Raw genomic sequence first — 18,781 nt, 5'->3', positions numbered from 1 at the left:
CCCGTACGGGGTGCGCAACGGTGATTCGGGCGCACGGGGAGGTGCCCGCCCCGTCAGGCGGAAGCGCGCTTGCGGGACGCCGTGTTCCTGGACCCGCTCTGCTTCTTGGCCGTCGTCTTCTTCGCGGCCGTCTTCTTGGCGGTGCCCTTGGAGGCGGTCTTCTTGGCCGCTTGCCTGCCCGTACCGCCTGACGTCGACTTCTTGCCGCCGGTGGACTTCGGGGAGGAGGCGGACTTCTTGGCGGCCCCGCCGGCCGCGGGCTTCTTGTCGGCACCGGACGCCTTGTGGTCGGCGAGGTGCGTGACGTCTGCCACGGACTCCTCGCCCTCCTCGCCCCGGGCCTCCTTCGCGGCCTTGACGCTGCTCTCCAGCGCGGCCAGCAGGTCGATGACCTTGCCGCCGCCCTTCGCGCCCTTCTCGGCCGGCTCCGGGGCCTCGCCCGACGCCTTCGCCGCGATCATCTCCTCGACCGCCTCGCGGTAGTCGTCGTGCAGCGAGTCCATGTCGACCTCGCCGAGGGTGTCCATCAGCGCGTCCGCGAGATCCAGCTCCGCGTCGCGCACCGTCACGTCGGACTCCGGGGCGACGCCCTCGGGGGCGCGGATCTCGTCCGGCCAGAGCAGCCCGTGCATGGCGATCACGTCGTCGACGACCCGCAGCATGCCCAGGCGCTCGCGCCCGCGCAGCGCGTACTTGGCGAGGGCCACCTTCCGGCTCCGCTTCAGGGCCTCGCGCAGCAGGGTGTACGGCTTCGCGGCCGGGACGCCGTTGGCGGAGAGGTAGTACGCCGCGTCCATCTGGAGCGGGTCGATCGCGTCGGCCGGGACGAAGGCGACGATCTCGATGGTCTTGGCGGTGGGCAGCGGCAGATGGCTCAGGTCCTCGTCGGTGATCGGGATCATCGTGCCGTCGGCGTCCTCGTAGGCCTTGCCGATCTCGGCCGGGGTCACCTCCTCCCCGTCCAGCTCGCACACCTTGCGGTAGCGGATGCGCCCGCCGTCCTCGACATGGATCTGCCGGAAGGAGATCGAGTGGTTCTCGGTGGCGTTGACCAGCTTGATCGGGATGCTGACCAGCCCGAAGGAGATGGCGCCGTTCCAGATGGACCTCACGGTTCACCCCTTGGATCCGTTTATACGAAGAAAGGACGTTTCGCGTGTGATTCTTATCGTATGACGCCGATCACCGAGGTGGAGGGGCGACGGCTGTCCCTGAGCAACCTGGACAAGGTGCTGTATCCGGCCACCGGCACCACGAAGGGCGAGGTGCTGCACTACTACGCGGCCACGGCGGCCACGGTGCTGCTCGCGCATCTGCGGGACCGGCCGGTGTCGTTCCTGCGCTATCCGGACGGACCGGAGGGGCAGCTGTTCTTCACGAAGAACCCGCCGCCCGGTGCTCCGTCCTGGGTACGCCGGGCCCCGGTGCCGCACCGCGAGAGCGAGCCGTCCGAGCAGGTGGTCGTCCAGGACCTGGCCTCCCTGATGTGGGCCGCCAATCTGGTGGTGGAGTTCCACACCCCGCAGTGGCGGGCCGAGACGCCCGCGGTGGCCGACCGGCTGGTGTTCGACCTGGACCCGGGGGCGCCCGCCACGGTCGTGGAGTGCTGCCGGGTCGCGCTGTGGCTGCGGGAGCAGCTGGCCGAGGACGGCCTGACGGCGTACGGGAAGACCTCGGGCTCCAAGGGCCTGCATCTGCTGGTCCCGATCACCCCGACGGACTCGGCGGCGGTGTCGGCGTACGCGAAGGGGCTGGCCGTCCGCGCGGAACGGGAGCTGGCGGACCTGGTGGTGCACCGGATGCGGCGGGCGCTGCGGCCGGGCAAGGTGTTCGTCGACTTCAGCCAGAACGCCGCCGCGAAGACCACCGCCACGCCCTACACCCTGCGCGCCCGCGCCGAGCCGTCCGTCTCGGCGCCGGTGACCTGGGCGGAGATCGAGGGCTGCCGCTCCCCCGGTGACCTGGTCTTCCTGGCGGGCGACCTGGCCGGCCGGCTGGACCGGCACGGCGATCTGCTCGCCCCGCTGTGCGACCCCGGGGCGGGCCGCCCGCTCCCGGAGGCCTCGTAGGGCGTACGCACCCCGTCCCTACCGCACGCGCGCGACTCTTGTCATGTCACAGGGCAAATGCGCGCGGAGGGTGGCCGGATGGTCAGGCCAGTGGTGCACACTCTGCGCAGACACTGCTTTCGTGGCGTCGGCGGGGAGGCGATGGCGTGTTCGCGGGGATCGACGAGGTCGACTGGGCCTCGATGGAGCATGCCTACGGGCCGGCGGACGATGTGCCGGCCCTGCTGCGGGGACTGGCGTCCGCCGATCCGGCGGAACGCGAACGCGCCCTGGACGGGATGTACGGGGCGGTGCACCACCAGGGCGACGTCTATCCGTGCACGCTCGCCTGCATCCCCTTCCTCTTCGAGCTGGTCGCCGATCCCTCGGTGCCGGACCGGGGCGACATAGTCGAGCTGCTGACCAGCATCGGCGGCATCGACCTCGGCGAGGACGACGAGGCGGAACTCGACGAGGAGGAGGCGGAGGGCGCGGCCAACTACGCGATGGCGGCGGCGGCCGTCTCCGCGAACGCCGGGGTCTTCTTCGCGCTGCTGGCCGACGAGGACCCGGGCGTACGGCTGAGCGCCCCGCTGGCGCTCGCCGCCCTGCACGACGACCCCGCCAGGGTGCTGGCCCTGCTGCGGGCCCGGCTGGCGGCGGAGCGGGCCGACGAGGTGCGGTTCGCGCTGGTCGAGGCGGCCGGGCGGCTCGCGCTGCGCCATCGGCCGCTGGCCGGGCCGGTGGCCGACTGGCTGAGCCGGCTGGCCGCCGAGTCCCATCCACCGGGGCTGCGGCTGGCGGCCCTGGCCCAGCTGGCGCGCTGCGCCCCGCACGCGCTGCCCGGCGACGTGGCCTCCGTGGTGACCGCCCTGCTGCGGCAGCTGCGCGCGTTCCCCGGCCCAGGCGGCGCCCGTGCGCGGACCGCGGAACCACTCGGTCCGGGCGCCGAGGCCGCCCCGGTCACGCTGCTCGGGCAGCTGCGGGCACGGTCCGCCGGGGAGAGCGCGGTGCGGACCGCGCCCTGGACGGCCGATCTGCTGCGCACCCTGCACGCCGGGCTCGACGACCGGGTCGCCGAGCGGGCGGCGTTACTGGCCGACCAGCTGCGCAGCCCCGACCCCTGGCAGCGCATCGACGCCGTGCGCATGACCGGCGGGCTCATGGGCGGCTGGCGGGGTTCCCACACGGAGCTGGTGCGGCTGGTGGGCGAGCAGCTCGCCGCGCCCGAGCCCAAGCTCGCCGAGGCCGCCTCGCACGTGCTGGAGGATCTGTTCGCTCTCGCCGCCCCGGCGGCGGACGCGCTGGCGGCACGGGTCGCGGCGGACCCGGGTGCGTGGGTGCGCGAGTGGGCGGACGGGCGGCCGGAGCTCGGCAGCGCGGTGAAGGCACTGGCCCGGCTCGGCGACGCCCGCGCCCTGCCCGCCCTGGCGGCGGCCCTCGACCACCCCGGGGTGCCGTACGACGTGGGCCCGGCCATCGGCTTCCTCGGCGAGGCGGCCCGGCCGCTGACCGGTGCGCTGCGGCGCCGGCTCGCCGATGTGGTGCTGGACGAGCACGCCTACGACCGGGCGCGCCCGCTGCTGACCGGGCTGACCGCACTGCGGGCGGGCGAGGCCGCGCCGGAGGTGCTGCGGGTGCTGCGCGACGCCGGGGAGTTCCGGGGCGAGTGGCTGCGTACGGCGGCGCTGCGGGCGCTCGCCTCCTTCGGGCCCGCCGCCCGCTGCGCCGTACCTGAGCTGCGGGCGCTGGTGCGGCACCCGGGGACGGTGGAGGCGACCGAGGCGGCGGGGGCCCTGTGGGCGGTGGAGGGGGAAGCCGGCGCGGTGCTGCCCGCCCTGATCGAGGGGCTGGCGTCGGAGAGCGTGTACGCGCGGCGAGCCGCGGCGGGCGTGCTGGGCCGGCTGGGTGAGCGGGCGGCGGTGACCGCGCCCCGGCTGCGGGCCCTGCTGCGCCATGAGGAGCTGTGGCTGCGGGTGGACGCGGCGGTCGCTCTGTGGGAGGTTTCCGGGCGGGCCGCGGAGTGCGTCCCGGTGCTGCTGGCGGCCTGGGAGCAGAACCGTCACGTCCGGGTCCGGGTGGCGGAATGCCTGGCGCGGATGCGGCCCGTTGGTGCAGGGTCGGAGGCGGCGCGCGTGCTGCTCGCCGAACTCACCTCCGTACGCCGTCACAACGCCACGGACGGGGTCCACGGCAGCCACGACACGTACACCGACGAAAAGCTGCTGGCGCTCTGCCGCCGGGCGCTCCTGGGGAACACGGGGAAGGAACCCACATGATCATTTTCGGCACGCGAGGTTATCTGTACCAGCTGGCGGTCCTGACGCTGGTCTGCGGCTGGTGCGGGAACCCGGCGGCGCACACGCTGCGCAAGCGGCTCACGAAGTTCACGCTGTTCTTCGTGCCGCTGTTCCCGATCTCGACGAAGTACGCCACGCAGTGCACGTTCTGCGGCGGCGAGCAGCGGATACCCAAGGAGCAGGCCGACCAGCTGCTCGCGCAGCACATGGCCGCGCAGGACGGCAACCCGTTCGGCCAGGCCCCGCAGCAGGGATACGCGTCGGGCGCGCCGGGCCAGGGGCAGAACCCGTACCAGCAGTGACGGGTGCGTCCGCACCGACTGCACATCAGCACTAAATACGCATAAGAGACTTCCTTCCGAATAAGGTCGGCAGGTGGGGGCCGCGCACCGGCCCGTCCGCCCGTCGGGAACGGAGGAAGTCATGCGTCCGCGGCTGCCCGCCCTGGTGACCGTCGCCGCCGCCCTGCTGCTGGCGGGGTGCGGCACCGGCGGCGAGCTGCGAAGCGCCGGCCGGACCCCGGCCGCGACCGGCCCGGTGCGCCTGTGGCCGACGCTGCCCCCGGCCTCCGCCGCCCCCTACGACTACGGCGAGGGCGAGACCGCGCGCCTCCCCGGAATCCGGGTCACCGGCGGCGATGTGCGCCGGCTGGACCCGGTGGCGGTGGTGCGCGCGGGGCTGAAGGCGCGGCCCGACCGGTCGGACGTGGCCGAGGAGCTGCCCGCGCGGACGGTGGAGGCGATCAACGCCTGCCCGAGCGCGCCCCGTTCCTGCCCGGTGCTGCCGCCGTACTTCCGGGACCTCACGGGCGACGGCCGGGACGAGATGGTCCTCGCGGTCCGCATGCCTGGCCGCCAGCTCTCCGTCCAGGTCTACATGCCGGAGTCCGGCGGGCTGACGCGCATCATGTCCACCTCGGATGCGGTCATCAGCGTGCAGCTGGCCGGGCGCGACCTGATCATGCGGGCGCCGTCGGCGATCACGGGATACGAGTACCGCACGGCGTGGTCCTGGGACGACCGGCAGCGCGCGATGCTGCCGACCCAGGACGAGATCCTGCGCACCGGCGAGTTCCGGCGGCACACACCGGTGCCACGCCCCTCCGCCCCGCGCACACCCCGACCCACGGCCTCCGTATCGGCGGAGCGCCGGTGAGCCGCCGGGCGGGGGCGACGAGGCGCCGGCGCCGGCCGCGGCTGCCCGCCTGGACCGCGACGCTGACCTGGAAGGCCGCGGTGTTCATCACCGTGATGTGCTGCGTGCTCGCCGCGCTCCTCGGTGTCCTGGTGCACACCGCGGTCACCCGCCAGACGGTCGGCCACGCCCGCGAGAAGTCGCTCTCCCGGCTGACGGAGGTGTCGCGCGCGTACGAGGCGGGCGAGGCGCTGCCGCCGCGTTCCGGGGCCGATCCGCCGGGCCTGCCGGGGCCGCTGCGGACGCTGGCGGCGGGCGGGCGGCGCGGCACGATGGTCGGCCGGCTCCGCGGGCGGCCGGTGATGTGGGCCGCCGCCCCGGCGGACGGCGGCCGGGCGCTCGCGGCCTGGACCGACTACAGCCAGAGCGCCCGCACCATCAACGGCCTGGACGGGGCGATCATCGGGTCCTCGCTGCTGGCCATCGGCGCCACGCTGCTCGTCGGCGCGTTCGCCGTCACCCGGGTCACCCGGCGGCTCCACCAGACCGCCCGGGTGGCCCGGCGGATCGGGGCGGGCGACCTGGACGCCCGCGTCGACGACCCGCGCACGGCGGACCCCGCGCGCCGGCAGGACGAGGTCGCCGTCGTCGCCGGGGCGCTCGACACCATGGCCGCGGCGCTCCAGCGCAAGCTCCAGGCGGAGCAGCGGTTCACCGCCGATGTGGCGCACGAGCTGCGGACCCCGCTGACGGGCCTGTCGGCCGCCGCCGAACTGCTGCCGCCGGGCCGCCCGTCCGAGCTGGTGCAGGACCGGGCCCGCGCCCTGCGCGCCCTGACCGAGGACCTGCTGGAGATCTCGCGCCTGGACGCCCGCACCGAACACGTCGACCTGGACGTCCACGAACTGGCCCCGCTCGCCGCCCGCGTGGCCCGGGGCACGGACACCGTGGTCGAGGTCACCGGGGAGCCCGTGCGCGTCGAGACGGACAAGCGGCGCCTGGAACGCGTCCTGGGCAACCTGATCAGCAACGCGCACCGGCACGGCAGGCCACCCGTGGTGCTGACCGTCGACGGCCCGGCGGTGACCGTACGGGACCACGGCGACGGCTTCCCGGAGTACCTGACGGCGGGTGGTCCGCAGCGCTTCCGCACCGAGGGCGGCGGCAAGGGGCACGGCCTCGGGCTGACCATCGCCGCCGGCCAGGCCGACGTGATGGGCGCCGCGCTGACCTTCGGGAACGCGCCGGACGGCGGCGCGGTGGCCCGGCTGACGCTGCCTCACTACGTACGCCTGGACGGCGAGGCGTCATGAGCCGCCCGTACGCGCCGCCTCCGTACGTGACATAACCGACATAACCCCCGCCTCTTGCTACGTTGCGGAGCATGACCGCATCGACGGCGGACACACCCCCGCCCGAGCTGCGCCTGCCCCGGCGGCGCGGCGTGGAACTCTCGCTCCTCATCGGGGCCGTCCTCATCTCCGTCTACGGCTACGCCGCGGTCGGTCTGGCCCACGACGACGCGGTCCCGCCCGATGTCGCGGGGTACGGCGGCGGCCTCGGGCTGCTCGCGCTGCTGGCCCATCTCGCGGTCCGCCTCCGCGCCCCGTACGCCGATCCGCTGCTGCTGCCCATCGCCGTCCTGCTCAACGGACTCGGCCTGGTGCTGATCTACCGGCTGGACCTGGAGACCCCGGGCGACCGGGCGGCGACGACCCAGCTGATCTGGTCCACGATCGGCGTCGCCTTCTTCATCGCGGTCGTGGTGCTCCTGCGCGACCACCGGGTGCTCCAGCGCTACGCGTATCTCTCGGTCGCCGCCGCCCTCGTCCTGATGATCGTGCCGATCTTCTTCCCGGCGGTGAACGGGGCGAAGATCTGGATCAGGGTCGGCGGGTTCTCCTTCCAGCCCGGCGAGTTCGCCAAGATCCTGCTCGCGGTGTTCTTCGCCGCCTACCTCGCGGCGAACAGCAACGCCCTCGCGTACACCGGCCGCAAGGTCTGGAAGTTCCAGCTGCCCACCGGGCGGGTGCTCGGCCCGATCGTGGCGATCTGGCTGCTCAGCGTGGGCGTCCTGGTCCTGGAACGGGACCTCGGCACCTCGCTGCTGTTCTTCGGCCTCTTCGTGATCCTGCTGTACGTGGCGACCGGGCGGCGGGGCTGGATCGCGGTGGGGCTGCTGCTCGCGGCGGTCGGCGCGTTCGTCGTCGGCTCGTTCGAACCGCATGTGCACAGCCGGGTGCAGGACTGGCTCGATCCGTTCGCCTCGATCGACGCCGGACGCGGGCCCGGACAGCTCGCCCAGTCGCTGTTCGCCTTCGCGGCCGGCGGGATGCTCGGTACGGGGCTCGGGCTCGGCCACTCCGTCCTGATCGGGTTCGCCGCCAAGTCCGACTTCATCCTGGCGACGGCGGGCGAGGAGCTGGGGTACGCCGGTCTGACCGCGGTCTTCCTGCTGTACGCGCTGTTGGTCGCGCGCGGATACCGGGCCGGGCTAGCCCTGCGCGACGCGTTCGGGCGGCTGCTCTCGATCGGCCTCGCCTCGATCCTGGCGCTCCAGGTCTTCGTGATCGCGGGCGGGGTGATGGGGCTGATCCCGCTGACCGGGATGGCGATGCCGTTCCTGGCGCAGGGCGGGTCGTCCGTGGTCACCAACTGGATCATCGTGGCGCTGCTGATCCGGGTCAGCGATCTCGCCCGCAGACCCGCGCCGGACGACGTGGAGACGGGGATCGTGGCCTCCGTCCCGGCAGAGCGGCCCGGCACGGAGGGCGAGCGGTGATCCGCTACATCCGGCACGCCGCCGCGTTCTGTCTGCTGCTGCTCGTGGCGCTGCTGGCGAACGCCGCACGCGTCCAGGTCTTCGAGGCCGACGAGCTGGACGACAACCCGGCCAACCGGCGTACCGCCATCACCCGTTACGACGAGCCGCGCGGCAACATCCTGGTCGACGGCCGGCCCGTCACCGGATCCGAGAACACCGGCGAGCAGCTGGCGTACGAACGGACCTACCGATACGGGCCGCTGTACGCGCCGGTGACCGGGTACGCCTCGCAGACGTACGGCACCACGTTCATCGAGAACGCCGAGGACGAGATCCTCTCGGGCACCGATCCGCTGCTCGCCCCGCTCCCGCTGTGGGGCGAGGTCAGCCGGAGCCGGCAGCCGGGCGGGGACGTCGTCACCACGGTCCGGGACGCGATGCAGCGCGCCGCGTACGAAGGGCTGGGCAACCGGCGCGGCGCGGTCGCGGCCGTCGAGCCGGCCACGGGGCGCGTCCTGGCGCTGGTCTCCACCCCCTCGTACGACCCCGAGCGGCTGTCCGGGACCGGCTCGTCCGTCACCGACGCCTGGCGGCAGCTGAACGCGGCGGACAGCAAGCCCATGCTCAACCGGGCGATCCGGCAGACCTATCCGCCCGGCTCCACGTTCAAGATCGTGACGGCGGCGGCGGCGCTGGACGCGGAGGTCGTCACCGATCCGGACGCGGAGACCGACACCCCGTCCCCGTACGTGCTGCCGGGCACCTCGACCGTGCTGCCCAACGAGTCGCGCGGCTGCGAGAAGGCGTCGCTGGCCGACGCGATCCGGGTCTCCTGCAACACGGTGATGGCGCATCTGGGGGTGGAGGTGGGGCTCGACGGCATGGTGGCGGCGGCCGAGCGGTTCGGCTTCAACGACACGGGGCTGCGGGTCCCGTCCGGGGTGGCGAAGAGCAATTTCGACACGGAGATGACCGACGACCAGCTGGCGCAGTCCTCGATCGGCCAGTTCGACACCACGGCGACCCCGCTCCAGATGGCGATGGTGGCGGCGGCGGTCGCCAACGGCGGGGAGCTGATGTATCCGCACCTGGTGGAGCGGACGACCAAGCACGACGGGTCCACGGTGCACACCACGGGGTCGCGCTCGTACCACCGGGCGATGAACCCGATGACGGCGATGCGACTGCGGCAGATGATGGTGGACGTCGTCCAGGACGGTACGGGCACCAACGCGGCGATCGACGGGGCGACGGTCGGCGGCAAGACGGGCACCGCCCAGCACGGCGTCGACAACTCCGACCTGCCCTATGCCTGGTTCATCTCCTGGGCGCAGGCGGACGGCGCGGCCCGCCCGGCGGTGGCGGTCGCCGTGGTCGTCGAGGACGCCGAGGCCGACCGCGCCGACATCAGCGGCGGCGGCAGCGCGGCCCCGATCGCCCGTGCCGTGATGGAGGCGGCCCTGGAAGACTGAGCGGATGACGGCCTACGGGGACACGAGCGGGGACGTGCGCGGGGAACTGCGCGCGGTGCTGGCCGCGATCGACCGCGCGGACCCGGGGCTGTGCGCCTTCCTCGACGTGTGGCACGAGGACGCGCTCGCCCGGCTCCCGGCCGCGTCCCGGCTCCCCCTGGCCGGGCTCCCCTTCGCGGTGAAGGGCCGCACCGGCATCCGCTCGTACGCGGCCCGCCGGCTGATCGCGGCCGGCGGCGTCCCGGTCGGCTCGGCCTCCGTGCCCGGTCCGGGGACGGTCTGGCAGACCTGGGGGCTCGGGGCCCACGGCCGGACGGTCAACCCCTGGCGCGCGGACCGGACCCCGGGCGGTTCGTCGGCCGGCTCGGCGGCGGCGGTCGCGGCGGGCCTGGTGCCACTGGCGACCGGCAGCGACGGGGCGGGGTCGGTGCGCATCCCGGCCGCCTGGTGCGGGGTGTTCGGGCTGAAGACGACGAACGGGCTGCTGCCCTCGCCGGACCGGTCGGGGCTCGCGTCGGCCGGGGTGCTGGCGGCATCGGCGGCCGAGGCGGAGACGTATCTGCGCTGCGTGCTCGACGACTACGTCCCGGCCGCCCCGTCGCTGCCGCTGTCCGCCGCCTACAGCCCGGACCTCGGCTTCGCGGAGACCGAACCGGAGGTGGCGGCCGTGGTGCGGGGCGCGGTGCGGCGGCTGGAGGCGGCCGGGGTGGTGCGGCTCGCCGGGGGCGGCTGCGCCCTGCTGGACCCGGCGGCGGCCTGGCTGGCGGTGCGCGGCGGGGACGTCGCCCCGCCGGAGGCGGAGGCGCGCGAGGAGAACGGCCGCCGCCTGGATGCCCTCTTCGCCCGCACGCCCCTGCTCCTCACCCCCGTCACGCCCAACCGCCCGCACGGCCACGAGGGTCCGGGCGACACCTTCTCGACGGCGCTGACCTGGGCGTTCAACCTGAGCGGACATCCGGCGGCGAGCGTGCCCGCCGGCTTCACGGCGGACGGCTGCCCGGTCGGCCTCCAGCTGGTGGCGGACCGGGGGCGGGACGCCGAACTCCTGGGCGCGGCAGGGGCGGTGGAGCGTGCGCTGTGGACGTCGGGTGAGCCGTTCGCACAAGTACGCGGACCTCGTGGATGAGTACGTGTACTCAGGGCGGCGCCGCCCCCGGGACGGCAGCCTGGACTCCAACAGCCACCCCCTGAAGGAGTGTCACGATGCGTACGACCCGTCGTCCCCGTCCCCTGCGGACCACCGCCGCCCTCGCCGCCGGCAGCGCGGTGTTCGCGCTGCTCACGTCCGCCTGCTCGACGGCGGACGCGGTGTGCTCCGGCGGCGAGTACCCGGTGCTGTACGTCGGCAGCACGGGCGGCGCGTGCGTCAAGGACGGCGAGGAGCCGCCCAAGGGGTACGCCCGCTACCCCGAGGGCAAGGTCCCGAAGCACGTCGACGACAAGTGGTGGACGTACTGGAACGAGCACAGCCTGGACAAGGACGGGAAGATCATCGAGGTCTCCCAGTAGAGCGAGATCTCGCCTTCAGGGGCCTCCCGGGTGAGGGGCCCCGGGGTGATCAGCCCGCCGTGCCGGCACCGATCGGCTTGCGCATCTCCTTGCGGACCTGCGCGGCCTGTCGGGCCGCCTCGGCGAGATCGACCTCGTCGGGGTCCATGAGCGCGGTCTCGGCGGTGACGACGGCGACGAAGGAGGCGGTGTTGTCGTCGCCCCACGCGCACATCGGCAGGGTATTGCTGCCGATCCCGTCGTCCTTCGACCGGACGACCTCGCAGGAGACGGTGATCCCGTAACCGGCGGGGGTGAACTCCCGGGCGGGCACGGCCACGGTCATCCCGTCGGCCTCGGCGGCCCCTTCCAGGATCTTGTCGCGGGAGAACTCCGGGGACTTGATGCGGCCCCACATGCCGGAGACGATCACCGTGCCGCCGCTCTTCGAGGTGTACTGCGTGACCACCGCCTTCGCGTCGCGGATGGACGGGTCGTACGTCTCCTCGATGTCCTTGCCGTCCGTCGCCGAGGTGTCCGCGTGCAGGGTGTACTCGCCGTTCAGCAGTGTCTTCGGCACGGTGAGCTTGTACTCGGCTGCCGGGAACCCACCGGTCCCCGGCAGCTTGCCGTCGTCCGCCGCGCCCATCAGCCGGGAGACCCCGAAGGCGACGCCGCCCGCCACCACGAGCGCCCCGACGACGAGCCCCACGATCAGGCCCGTCCGGTTCCGCCGCGGCGGCGGCGGGAACCCCGGTCCGCCGGGCACCGTGCCCCAGGGCTGGGGCGCCGGCCCCTGCGGGTACCCGTAGGGCTGCTGCTGTCCGGGCACCGGCTGCTGGGCGTACGGATTCGGCTGGGGCTGCGGCGGCCCGTAGGGGCCCTGGGGCGCACCGTACGGACCCTGCGGGGGCGGGGGCGTGGTCATGCCGCCCAAGCTACGGCATGGCCACGACACCGCTTCCGGGGCCTGCCCGGGTGAGGTCCGCGGGTGCCGCCGTGCGATTCTCGGGCCATGAACGACCTTCGCCCCGTCTCCGTCCTGCGCCCGCCGGCCGGCTCGCTGCACTCCGTACCCGGCCTGTCCGCGCTGCTCACCGACTACCACCTGTGCACGGAGGCGGAGAAGGGCGTGCCCGTCCCGGACGCGGCCGGGCTCCCGGAGCGCTACCGGCTGGAGACGCGGGAGCCGGACCTCGCGTTCGCCGATGGCACCGTGCTCGTTGCCCAGGACGGCGGTACGGCGGTCGGGTGCGTCGTGGTCACGGCACCCGTCGACGGCGGGGCGGAGATCAAACGGCTCTGGACGGACCCGGCTTCGCGCGGGCGCGGTGTCGCCTCCGCCCTGCTCGGCGCCGCGCTGGAGCACGCGGGCCGCGCGGGTGCCCGGACCGTGCGGCTCTCGGTGTGGCGGTGGCGCACCGGGGCCCTCGCTCTCTACGGGCGCCTCGGCTTCACGGTCGTACCGTCGTGGGACGAGCGCGCGGACCTCGTCTGCATGGAGCGGCCCGCGTAGCGCGTAGGGTCAGCGCCCCGCCGCCCGGTCGATCGCGGCGGACGGGTACGGCGTGCGCCTGCTCTCCGTCAGCAGGCGGCGGTGGAAGCCGTCCAGGACGAGGGCGGCGGGGGCGTGGCGGTCGAGCAGCGCGGCGGCCTCCGGGGCTGTCCCGTCGGGGCGGTCGCCCGCGAGCCAGGCACGCAGGAAGTCCGCGTCGCGCACCTCGTCGAAGAGATGGTGGCGCAGCAGATGGCCGGCGACGTAGTGGCGGTCGTACGCGAGGTGCCCGGTCAGGAACGCGGCCTCCTCGGCGGACAGTTCGAAGGCGGTGCTGAGCGCCAGGCCGAAGTCCGCGAACCGGACCGAGCGCCCGTCGGTCAGGACGTTGCGGAAGTGCGCGTCGAAGTGGACGAACCCCTGCGCGCTCATGAACTCGGCGCCCCGGGCCAGGGCTTCGTCGAGGCGGGCGAACGGCGGGGCCTCGCCGCCCCGCGCGGCGGCTTCGCGGCGCTCGGCCAGCCAGGCGCCCAGGGTGTGCGGCACGTGTTCCAGGAAGAGGACCAGGCTCGCGGTGGAGCGGCCGATGGCCTCCAGCCGGGCGCGTACGGCCGGGTGGCCCTCCCAGTGGGCCACCGCTCCGTCGATGCCGCCGAACTCGTCGACGAACCCCTGCGGCGGCGAGTCGGGCAGCACGCGCCAGTGGTACATCAGGGGGAAGTCCGGGTGCGCGCCGCTGAGCACCCAGTGGGTGGTCAGGGTGTGCGCGGCCAGTTCCCGCCAGGCGCCGAATCCGGCGGAGCCGATCCCGTACTGGTAGAACACCGGCAGCCCGAAGTGGTTGGCGGTCGACCGGATGTTCTCGGGGCGCAGTTCGAGGTCGGTCAGGGGCACCCGCTTCACGAAGACCCGGGTGCCGTCGACGTCCAGTCCGGCCGCCCTGCCGCCCATGCCCGAGCCCAGCGGGGCGGCCGCGGCGACCGCCTCGCCGATGCGGCGGTCGCTCATGAGGGCGAGGCGGGTGGAGACCGCCGCGTGGACGGCCGCGCGCCCGTCGTCAGGACTCCGCCGCACCCGCACCGCCCTGCGCGATCGCCTCGGCCACTTCCGCCACCCGTTCCCGCTCCTCCGCCTCGAAGCGGTCCTTGTCCAGCTGCTCGGCCATCTCCTCGTCCTGGGCCATGAGGAGGTCCAGGTTGGAGTCGCCGAGTTCGAGGACGCCCATGTCGACGTACGCCTTCTGGAGCCGTTCGCCCCACAGGCCGATGTCCTTGACGCACGGCACGATCCGGCTGAACAGCAGCTTACGGAAGAGCTGGAGGAATTCGGAGTGCTCCGAGAGGTCCTTCGCCTCCTGCTTGCCTATGCCGAAGTTCTCCAGGACCTCGACCCCGCTGAGCCGGTCGCGCATCAGGTAGCAGCCCTCGATGACGAACTCCTCGCGCTCGCGCCGTTCCGCGTCGCTGAGCTGCTTGTAGTAGTCGCGCAGCGCCATCCGCCCGAAGGCGACGTGGCGCGCCTCGTCCTGCATCACGTACGCCAGGATCTGCTTGGGCAGCGGCCGGGTCGTGGTGTCCCGGATCATGCCGAACGCCGCCAGCGCCAGGCCCTCGATGAGGACCTGCATGCCGAGGTAGGGCATGTCCCAGCGCGAGTCGCGCAGGGTGTCGCCGAGCAGGCCCTGGAGGCTGTCGTTGACCGGGTAGAGCATCTGCACCTTCTCGTGCAGGAACCGGCCGTAGATCTCGGCGTGCCGGGCCTCGTCCATCGCCTGGGTCGCGGAGTAGAACTTGGCGTCCAGGTCCGGGACGGACTCCACGATGCGGGCGGCACAGATCATCGCGCCCTGCTCGCCGTGGAGGAACTGGCTGAACTGCCAGGCGGTGTAGTGCTTGCGCAGCTCGCCGCGGTCCTTCTCGGTCATCTTCGCCCAGTGCGGGGTGCCGTACAGCGTGAGCGCCTCGTCGGGGGTGCCGAGCGGGTCGGACGGGTCGACCTCCAGGCTCCAGTCGATGCGCTTGTTTCCGTCCCACTGCTTGTCCTTGCCCTTCTGGTACAGGGCGAGAAGGCGCTCGCGGCCGTCGTCGTAGTCCCAGCTGAAGCGGGCGGCTCCCGTGGCGGGCACCGTCCACAGCGGCTCGTCGGGGGCGGTGGTGTAGAGGTCGTGGGTCGACACGGACGGCTCCTTCGCCTCGCGAATGCCGGGAAGTCGGCGGGCTCCCCGCTCAGTTGGCAGGTTCACACGTTGGTAGACACCCGGTCAACAAGTCGTGCCGCAGGGATTGACGACCTTGCTGACAAGCAGTCTCATAAAGAGTGACCGCCGGTAACCCATGTGTGAGGTGCCTCCAGCCATGACGACCGTCTCCGAAAGCGACCTGCAGACACTCCGCGACGCACTCGGCCCGCTGCGCGGCCGCGAGCAGATCGCGGAACGGCTGCTGGAGGCCTCGGCCAAGCACTCCTTCGACCCGGACAAGGAACTCGACTGGGACACCCTGCCCGAGGACGGCAAGTGGTTCTGGCCGCCGGAGCTGATCTCCCTCTACGACACCCCGTTGTGGAAGCGCATGTCGCACGACCAGCGGCTCGAACTCGCCCGGCACGAGGCGGCCTCGCTGGCCTCGCTCGGCATCTGGTTCGAGATCATCCTCATGCAGCTGCTCGTCCGGCACATCTACGACAAGCCCGCGACCAGCAGCCATGTCCGCTACGCGCTCACCGAGATCGCCGACGAGTGCCGGCACTCGATGATGTTCGGCCGCATGATCACCTGGGGCGACGGGCCCACGTACGCCGTTCCGCGCAGGTACCACAACATGGCGCGCGTCCTCAAAAGCGTGTCCACGACGCCCGGTTCGTTCGCCGGGACGCTGCTCGGCGAGGAGATCCTCGACTGGATGCAGCGGCTGACCTTCCCCGACGAGCGCGTCCAGCCCCTGGTACGGGGCGTGACCCGCATCCACGTCATCGAGGAGGCCCGGCACGTCCGCTACGCCCGCGAGGAGCTGCGCCGCCAGATGGTGACCGCGCCCCGCTGGGAACGCGAACTGGCGCGCGTCAGCTGCGGACAGGCCGCCCGCGTCTTCTCCGTCTGCTTCGTCAACCCGCAGGTGTACGAGAACGTCGGCCTGAACCGCCACGAGGCCGTCGCCCAGGTGAAGGCCAGCGGCCACCGCGCCGAGGTCATGCAGACGGGGGCCAAGCGGCTGACCGACTTCTTCGAGGACATCGGCGTCCTGAACGGGGTGGGGCGCAGGCTGTGGAAGAGCTCGGGCCTGCTGGCCTAGCGGTGGCAGCGCTTAGGGGGTCCGGCGATTGAGGGGCGGGAGAAGGAGCGGGGCCGGATGCGTGCAGCTGCAAGGCGGAGGATTGAGGCATGGCGGAGCCATGGTGATTGACGACAACGCCGCAGGGGGTCCCTCCCTGCTCGAGCGAAGCCGAGAGCTTGGGGGAGTGCGTGCCCGGCCCCGCGACGCCGCCCCTCAATCGCCGGACCCCCTTAGTCTGGGCGGTATGACCCCTGCCGCGACCGCACCGCCCAGCCGTGCGTACCGAAGGCTCAGCGTCGAGGAGCGGCGCGCCCAGCTGCTGGGAGCGGCGCTCACGCTCTTCGCCCACCGGGCCCCCGACGAGGTGTCGCTCGACGAGGTCGCGACGGTGGCCGGGGTCTCGCGCCCGCTGGTGTACCGCTACTTCCCCGGCGGGCGGCAGCAGTTGTACGAGGCGGCGCTGCGCTCGGCGGCCGAGCAGCTGAAGCTGTGCTTCGCCGAGCCCGCCGAGGGGCCGCCGACCGAGCGCGTCATGCGCGTCCTCGACCGCTATCTGGCGTTCGTCGACGAGCACGACGCCGGGTTCAGCGCCCTCCTCCGGGGCGGCAGCGTCGCCGAGACGTCCCGGACGAGCACCATCGTCGACGAGGTCCGGCGCGCGGCGGCCGAACAGATCCTGTTCCACCTGGGCCAGGACGAGCACAGCGAGCCCGCGCCCCGCATGAGCATGATGGTCCGCACCTGGATCGCGGCGGTCGAGGCCGCCTCGCTGATCTGGCTCGACGAGGACAAGCGGCCGGACGCCTCCGAACTGCGCGACTGGCTGGTCGACCAGTTCATCGGCCTTCTCGCCATCACCTCGGCCTCGGACCCACAGACCGCCGAGGCCGTGGCCGCGCTGCTCCCGCTGGAGACCGTGGAGGGCCCGGCGGGGCGGCTGGCGGACCGGCTGGCCCCGCTGGTGGGCGTCGCGGCGCATCTGCTGCCGCCGGACTGAGCGGCCGTACCGGCCGGGGCACCGCTCCGGTCGGACCGGCCCGCGCGATCGGTCAGACTGGGCCGGTGAGAAGCGAGAACACCGCCTTCGTCGGCGGCCCGCTGGACGGCCGGGTGCTGCCCGTCCTCACCGGCGCGACCGGCCACCCGCCCAAGTGGTACGAGGTCCCGGTCCCGGACGCCGCCGGCGGACCCCCCACCGTGCACGCGTATCGCAGGACCCCGGCCGGGCACACCAAGCGGCTCGGCATCCAGCGCGGCTGGATCTACGAGTACGCCCCCGAGGGCCGTGAGCGGAACCGCCCGCGGTGGCCCTGGTCGAAGCCGGGCGGCGGACGGCCGGAACCGTCCAACTAGGATCGACCGTCTGGTGCCGAGGGACGGTCACAAGGGGGGATGCGCCATGGAGGCGCTGCGTCAGGACGAGCCACGCCGCTTCGGTCCGTACACCGTGCTGGCGCGCTTGCGCGAGACGGCAGCCGCGGTGCAGTACCTCGCACACGGTACGGACGCGCATGACCTCGTGGTGGTCACGGCAGCCCGGCCCGAACTGGCCGTGCTGCCCGCCTTCCGGCACCGCTTCGACGCGGAGGCGCGCGTCGCGGGCCGGCTGGCGGGGGGCTGGGTCGCGGAGCCGGCCGACACCCGCACGGACGGCTCCGGCGCGGACGAGGTGCCGTGGACCGCGTCGGCGTACGTCCCCGCGCTCACTCTGGCCGAGGCCATAGAGGCCGTCGGACCGCTGCCCGAGCGCGCCGTGCGGATCCTGGGCGCCGGCATCGCCGAGACCCTCTCCCGCGTCCACGCCGGCGGCGCCGTGCTCCACGGCCTCGCGCCCCGCACCGTCCTGCTGGCCGAGGACGGCCCCCGGCTCACCGCGTTCGGCCCGCTGGGCGCGGCGGCCGAGGCGGAGCGGGGACCGGGCGGCGGGCTGTCCGTACGCCTCGGCTATCTGACCCCGGAACAGCTCGCGGGCGAGGAGGCGGGGCCGGCCTCCGACCTCTTCGTGCTCGGGCTGCTGCTGGCCTACGCGGCGACCGGGGCCACCCCGCTGGCGGACGGCCCCCCGGCGGAGGCCGCCGAGCGCATCGCGCAGGCGGCCCCCGAACTCGGCGGTGTGCCCGCGGAGCTGCGCGACCTGGTCGCCCGCTGCCTGGCGAAGGACCCGGCCGACCGCCCCACCGCGGGGACGGTGGCCGCCGAACTCGCGCTGGAGGGCGCGGCGGCCCTCGCGGCGGACGGCTGGCTTCCGGCCGGGCTGTCGGCGGCGGTGGCCGCGCAGGACGCGCGGGCCCGGGGGCTGGCCGGCGGATCCGATACCCCGGCCGAGCCCGGCACCGCGCCCCCGAACAAATCTGTGTCCGTCGAGAAAGCGTCTGTGGAGAACCCCGTGTCCGATCAGTATCCGGTGTCCGACGAGAACCCCTCGGACGCCAGGGGCGCGAACGCCCCGAAGTCGTACGGGGACGTCTGGGACGCCGTCGCGCCCCGGCCGCCGGCGCCCGAGCCCGAGCCCGACATACAGGACGCCGTGCCGCCCCACCACCGGCCGGCGCCGGTGCCCGAGTGGCAGCAGCCGACCGTGGGCGGCGGCACGGTCCCCGACGCGCCCGCCCCGGTCCCCGACACCCGCACCACGCAGCTCGGGGCCATCGGCCATCAGAGCCCGCCCCAGCAGGGGCAGCCGCAGCAGGGGCAGGCCCCCTGGCCGGACCAGTCCGCGTACGGGTACCCGCAGCCTCAGCCGCAGCCCCCGTACCAGCAGGCCGCCCAACCTCCGCAGCCGCTTCCCGTACCGCTGCCCCCGGCCCC

General features: G+C 73.7%; 18 protein-coding genes. 14 read left to right on the top strand and 4 right to left on the bottom strand.

Going from position 1 to position 18,781, the window contains the following annotated elements; all coding sequences use genetic code 11:
- Positions 1–53: 53 nt before the first annotated feature.
- Positions 54–1,112: a Ku protein gene (locus tag EAO73_RS09180; protein ID WP_147970895.1), complete on the bottom strand. Its 1,059-nt coding sequence runs from the start codon at positions 1,110–1,112 to the stop codon at positions 54–56.
- A 60-nt stretch (positions 1,113–1,172) separates the two neighbouring features.
- Here EAO73_RS09180 and ligD point away from each other — a divergent pair, with 60 nt between their 5' ends.
- The 9 genes from ligD to EAO73_RS09135 all read left to right on the top strand — a co-directional run bounded on the left by ligD (position 1,173) and on the right by EAO73_RS09135 (position 11,227).
- Positions 1,173–2,069 carry a non-homologous end-joining DNA ligase gene (ligD, locus tag EAO73_RS09175; RefSeq protein WP_147970894.1) on the top strand — a complete coding sequence of 299 codons (897 nt, stop codon included), beginning with the start codon at positions 1,173–1,175 and terminating at the stop codon, positions 2,067–2,069.
- Positions 2,070–2,215: 146 nt separating this feature from the next.
- Positions 2,216–4,327 (top strand): HEAT repeat domain-containing protein, encoded by a 2,112-nt coding sequence (locus EAO73_RS09170; RefSeq protein ID WP_147970893.1) that lies wholly within the window; start codon positions 2,216–2,218, stop codon positions 4,325–4,327.
- Complete coding sequence (locus tag EAO73_RS09165) at positions 4,324–4,650, top strand: zinc-ribbon domain-containing protein (RefSeq protein WP_147970892.1); 327 nt, start codon at positions 4,324–4,326, stop codon at positions 4,648–4,650. Before EAO73_RS09170 ends, EAO73_RS09165 begins: the two co-directional genes overlap by 4 nt.
- A gap of 121 nt (positions 4,651–4,771) precedes the next feature.
- Entirely contained in the window at positions 4,772–5,503 is a 732-nt protein-coding gene (locus EAO73_RS09160; RefSeq protein WP_147970891.1) for a hypothetical protein, read from the top strand.
- Complete coding sequence (locus tag EAO73_RS09155; protein WP_147970890.1) at positions 5,500–6,795, top strand: sensor histidine kinase; 1,296 nt, start codon at positions 5,500–5,502, stop codon at positions 6,793–6,795. The genes EAO73_RS09160 and EAO73_RS09155 overlap by 4 nt, the downstream gene beginning before the upstream one ends.
- 71 nt (positions 6,796–6,866) lie before the next feature.
- Entirely contained in the window at positions 6,867–8,264 is a 1,398-nt protein-coding gene (locus EAO73_RS09150; RefSeq protein WP_147970889.1) for an FtsW/RodA/SpoVE family cell cycle protein, read from the top strand.
- Positions 8,261–9,718 (top strand): penicillin-binding transpeptidase domain-containing protein, encoded by a 1,458-nt coding sequence (locus tag EAO73_RS09145; protein ID WP_147970888.1) that lies wholly within the window; start codon positions 8,261–8,263, stop codon positions 9,716–9,718. The genes EAO73_RS09150 and EAO73_RS09145 overlap by 4 nt, the downstream gene beginning before the upstream one ends.
- Positions 9,719–9,722: 4 nt before the next feature.
- Positions 9,723–10,844, top strand: coding sequence for an amidase family protein (locus tag EAO73_RS09140; RefSeq protein WP_147970887.1), 1,122 nt, complete (start codon positions 9,723–9,725; stop codon positions 10,842–10,844).
- A 77-nt stretch (positions 10,845–10,921) separates the two neighbouring features.
- Positions 10,922–11,227, top strand: coding sequence for an SCO0607 family lipoprotein (locus EAO73_RS09135; protein ID WP_147970886.1), 306 nt, complete (start codon positions 10,922–10,924; stop codon positions 11,225–11,227).
- A gap of 49 nt (positions 11,228–11,276) precedes the next feature.
- Here the strand turns inward: EAO73_RS09135 and EAO73_RS09130 are convergent, their stop codons facing one another.
- The gene (locus EAO73_RS09130; RefSeq protein ID WP_147970885.1) at positions 11,277–12,134 is read right to left on the bottom strand and encodes a hypothetical protein; all 858 of its coding nucleotides are present in this window, start codon (positions 12,132–12,134) and stop codon (positions 11,277–11,279) included.
- An 87-nt stretch (positions 12,135–12,221) separates the two neighbouring features.
- Here EAO73_RS09130 and EAO73_RS09125 point away from each other — a divergent pair, with 87 nt between their 5' ends.
- Complete coding sequence (locus EAO73_RS09125; protein WP_147970884.1) at positions 12,222–12,722, top strand: GNAT family N-acetyltransferase; 501 nt, start codon at positions 12,222–12,224, stop codon at positions 12,720–12,722.
- Positions 12,723–12,731: 9 nt separating this feature from the next.
- Here the strand turns inward: EAO73_RS09125 and EAO73_RS09120 are convergent, their stop codons facing one another.
- Both EAO73_RS09120 and EAO73_RS09115 read right to left on the bottom strand, forming a co-directional pair.
- Positions 12,732–13,781 carry a protein kinase family protein gene (locus EAO73_RS09120; protein ID WP_412074571.1) on the bottom strand — a complete coding sequence of 350 codons (1,050 nt, stop codon included), beginning with the start codon at positions 13,779–13,781 and terminating at the stop codon, positions 12,732–12,734.
- Positions 13,759–14,877 carry a ferritin-like domain-containing protein gene (locus EAO73_RS09115; protein ID WP_147970882.1) on the bottom strand — a complete coding sequence of 373 codons (1,119 nt, stop codon included), beginning with the start codon at positions 14,875–14,877 and terminating at the stop codon, positions 13,759–13,761. The genes EAO73_RS09120 and EAO73_RS09115 overlap by 23 nt, the downstream gene beginning before the upstream one ends.
- 178 nt (positions 14,878–15,055) lie before the next feature.
- On the opposite strand from EAO73_RS09115, the gene EAO73_RS09110 reads away from it, so the two are divergent.
- The 4 genes from EAO73_RS09110 to EAO73_RS36425 all read left to right on the top strand — a co-directional run.
- On the top strand, positions 15,056–15,991 hold the full coding sequence (locus EAO73_RS09110; RefSeq protein ID WP_147970881.1) for an AurF N-oxygenase family protein: 936 nt from the start codon (positions 15,056–15,058) through the stop codon (positions 15,989–15,991).
- A gap of 226 nt (positions 15,992–16,217) precedes the next feature.
- On the top strand, positions 16,218–16,970 hold the full coding sequence (locus EAO73_RS09105) for a TetR/AcrR family transcriptional regulator (protein ID WP_147970880.1): 753 nt from the start codon (positions 16,218–16,220) through the stop codon (positions 16,968–16,970).
- Between the two features lie 65 nt (positions 16,971–17,035).
- Complete coding sequence (locus EAO73_RS09100) at positions 17,036–17,326, top strand: hypothetical protein (RefSeq protein WP_147970879.1); 291 nt, start codon at positions 17,036–17,038, stop codon at positions 17,324–17,326.
- A gap of 46 nt (positions 17,327–17,372) precedes the next feature.
- Positions 17,373–18,781: protein kinase domain-containing protein (locus EAO73_RS36425; protein WP_224756218.1), on the top strand; the 1,409-nt coding region annotated here is incomplete at its 3' end.

This window comes from Streptomyces sp. col6 (assembly GCF_008042035.1).
Classification (GTDB): Bacteria; Actinomycetota; Actinomycetes; order Streptomycetales; family Streptomycetaceae; genus Streptomyces.
This window is presented reverse-complemented; position numbering and strand designations above follow the sequence as displayed.

Excerpts from the sequence above, each read along its gene's own strand:
- ligD (WP_147970894.1), top strand. The coding sequence starts at position 1,173 with ATGACGCCGATCACCGAGGTGGAGGGGCGACGGCTGTCCCTGAGCAAC.
- EAO73_RS09165 (WP_147970892.1), top strand. The coding sequence starts at position 4,324 with ATGATCATTTTCGGCACGCGAGGTTATCTGTACCAGCTGGCGGTCCTG.
- EAO73_RS09160 (WP_147970891.1), top strand. The coding sequence starts at position 4,772 with ATGCGTCCGCGGCTGCCCGCCCTGGTGACCGTCGCCGCCGCCCTGCTG.
- EAO73_RS09150 (WP_147970889.1), top strand. The coding sequence starts at position 6,867 with ATGACCGCATCGACGGCGGACACACCCCCGCCCGAGCTGCGCCTGCCC.
- EAO73_RS09140 (WP_147970887.1), top strand. The coding sequence starts at position 9,723 with ATGACGGCCTACGGGGACACGAGCGGGGACGTGCGCGGGGAACTGCGC.
- EAO73_RS09135 (WP_147970886.1), top strand. The coding sequence starts at position 10,922 with ATGCGTACGACCCGTCGTCCCCGTCCCCTGCGGACCACCGCCGCCCTC.
- EAO73_RS09130 (WP_147970885.1), bottom strand. The coding sequence starts at position 12,134 with ATGACCACGCCCCCGCCCCCGCAGGGTCCGTACGGTGCGCCCCAGGGC.
- EAO73_RS09125 (WP_147970884.1), top strand. The coding sequence starts at position 12,222 with ATGAACGACCTTCGCCCCGTCTCCGTCCTGCGCCCGCCGGCCGGCTCG.
- EAO73_RS09110 (WP_147970881.1), top strand. The coding sequence starts at position 15,056 with ATGACGACCGTCTCCGAAAGCGACCTGCAGACACTCCGCGACGCACTC.
- EAO73_RS09105 (WP_147970880.1), top strand. The coding sequence starts at position 16,218 with ATGACCCCTGCCGCGACCGCACCGCCCAGCCGTGCGTACCGAAGGCTC.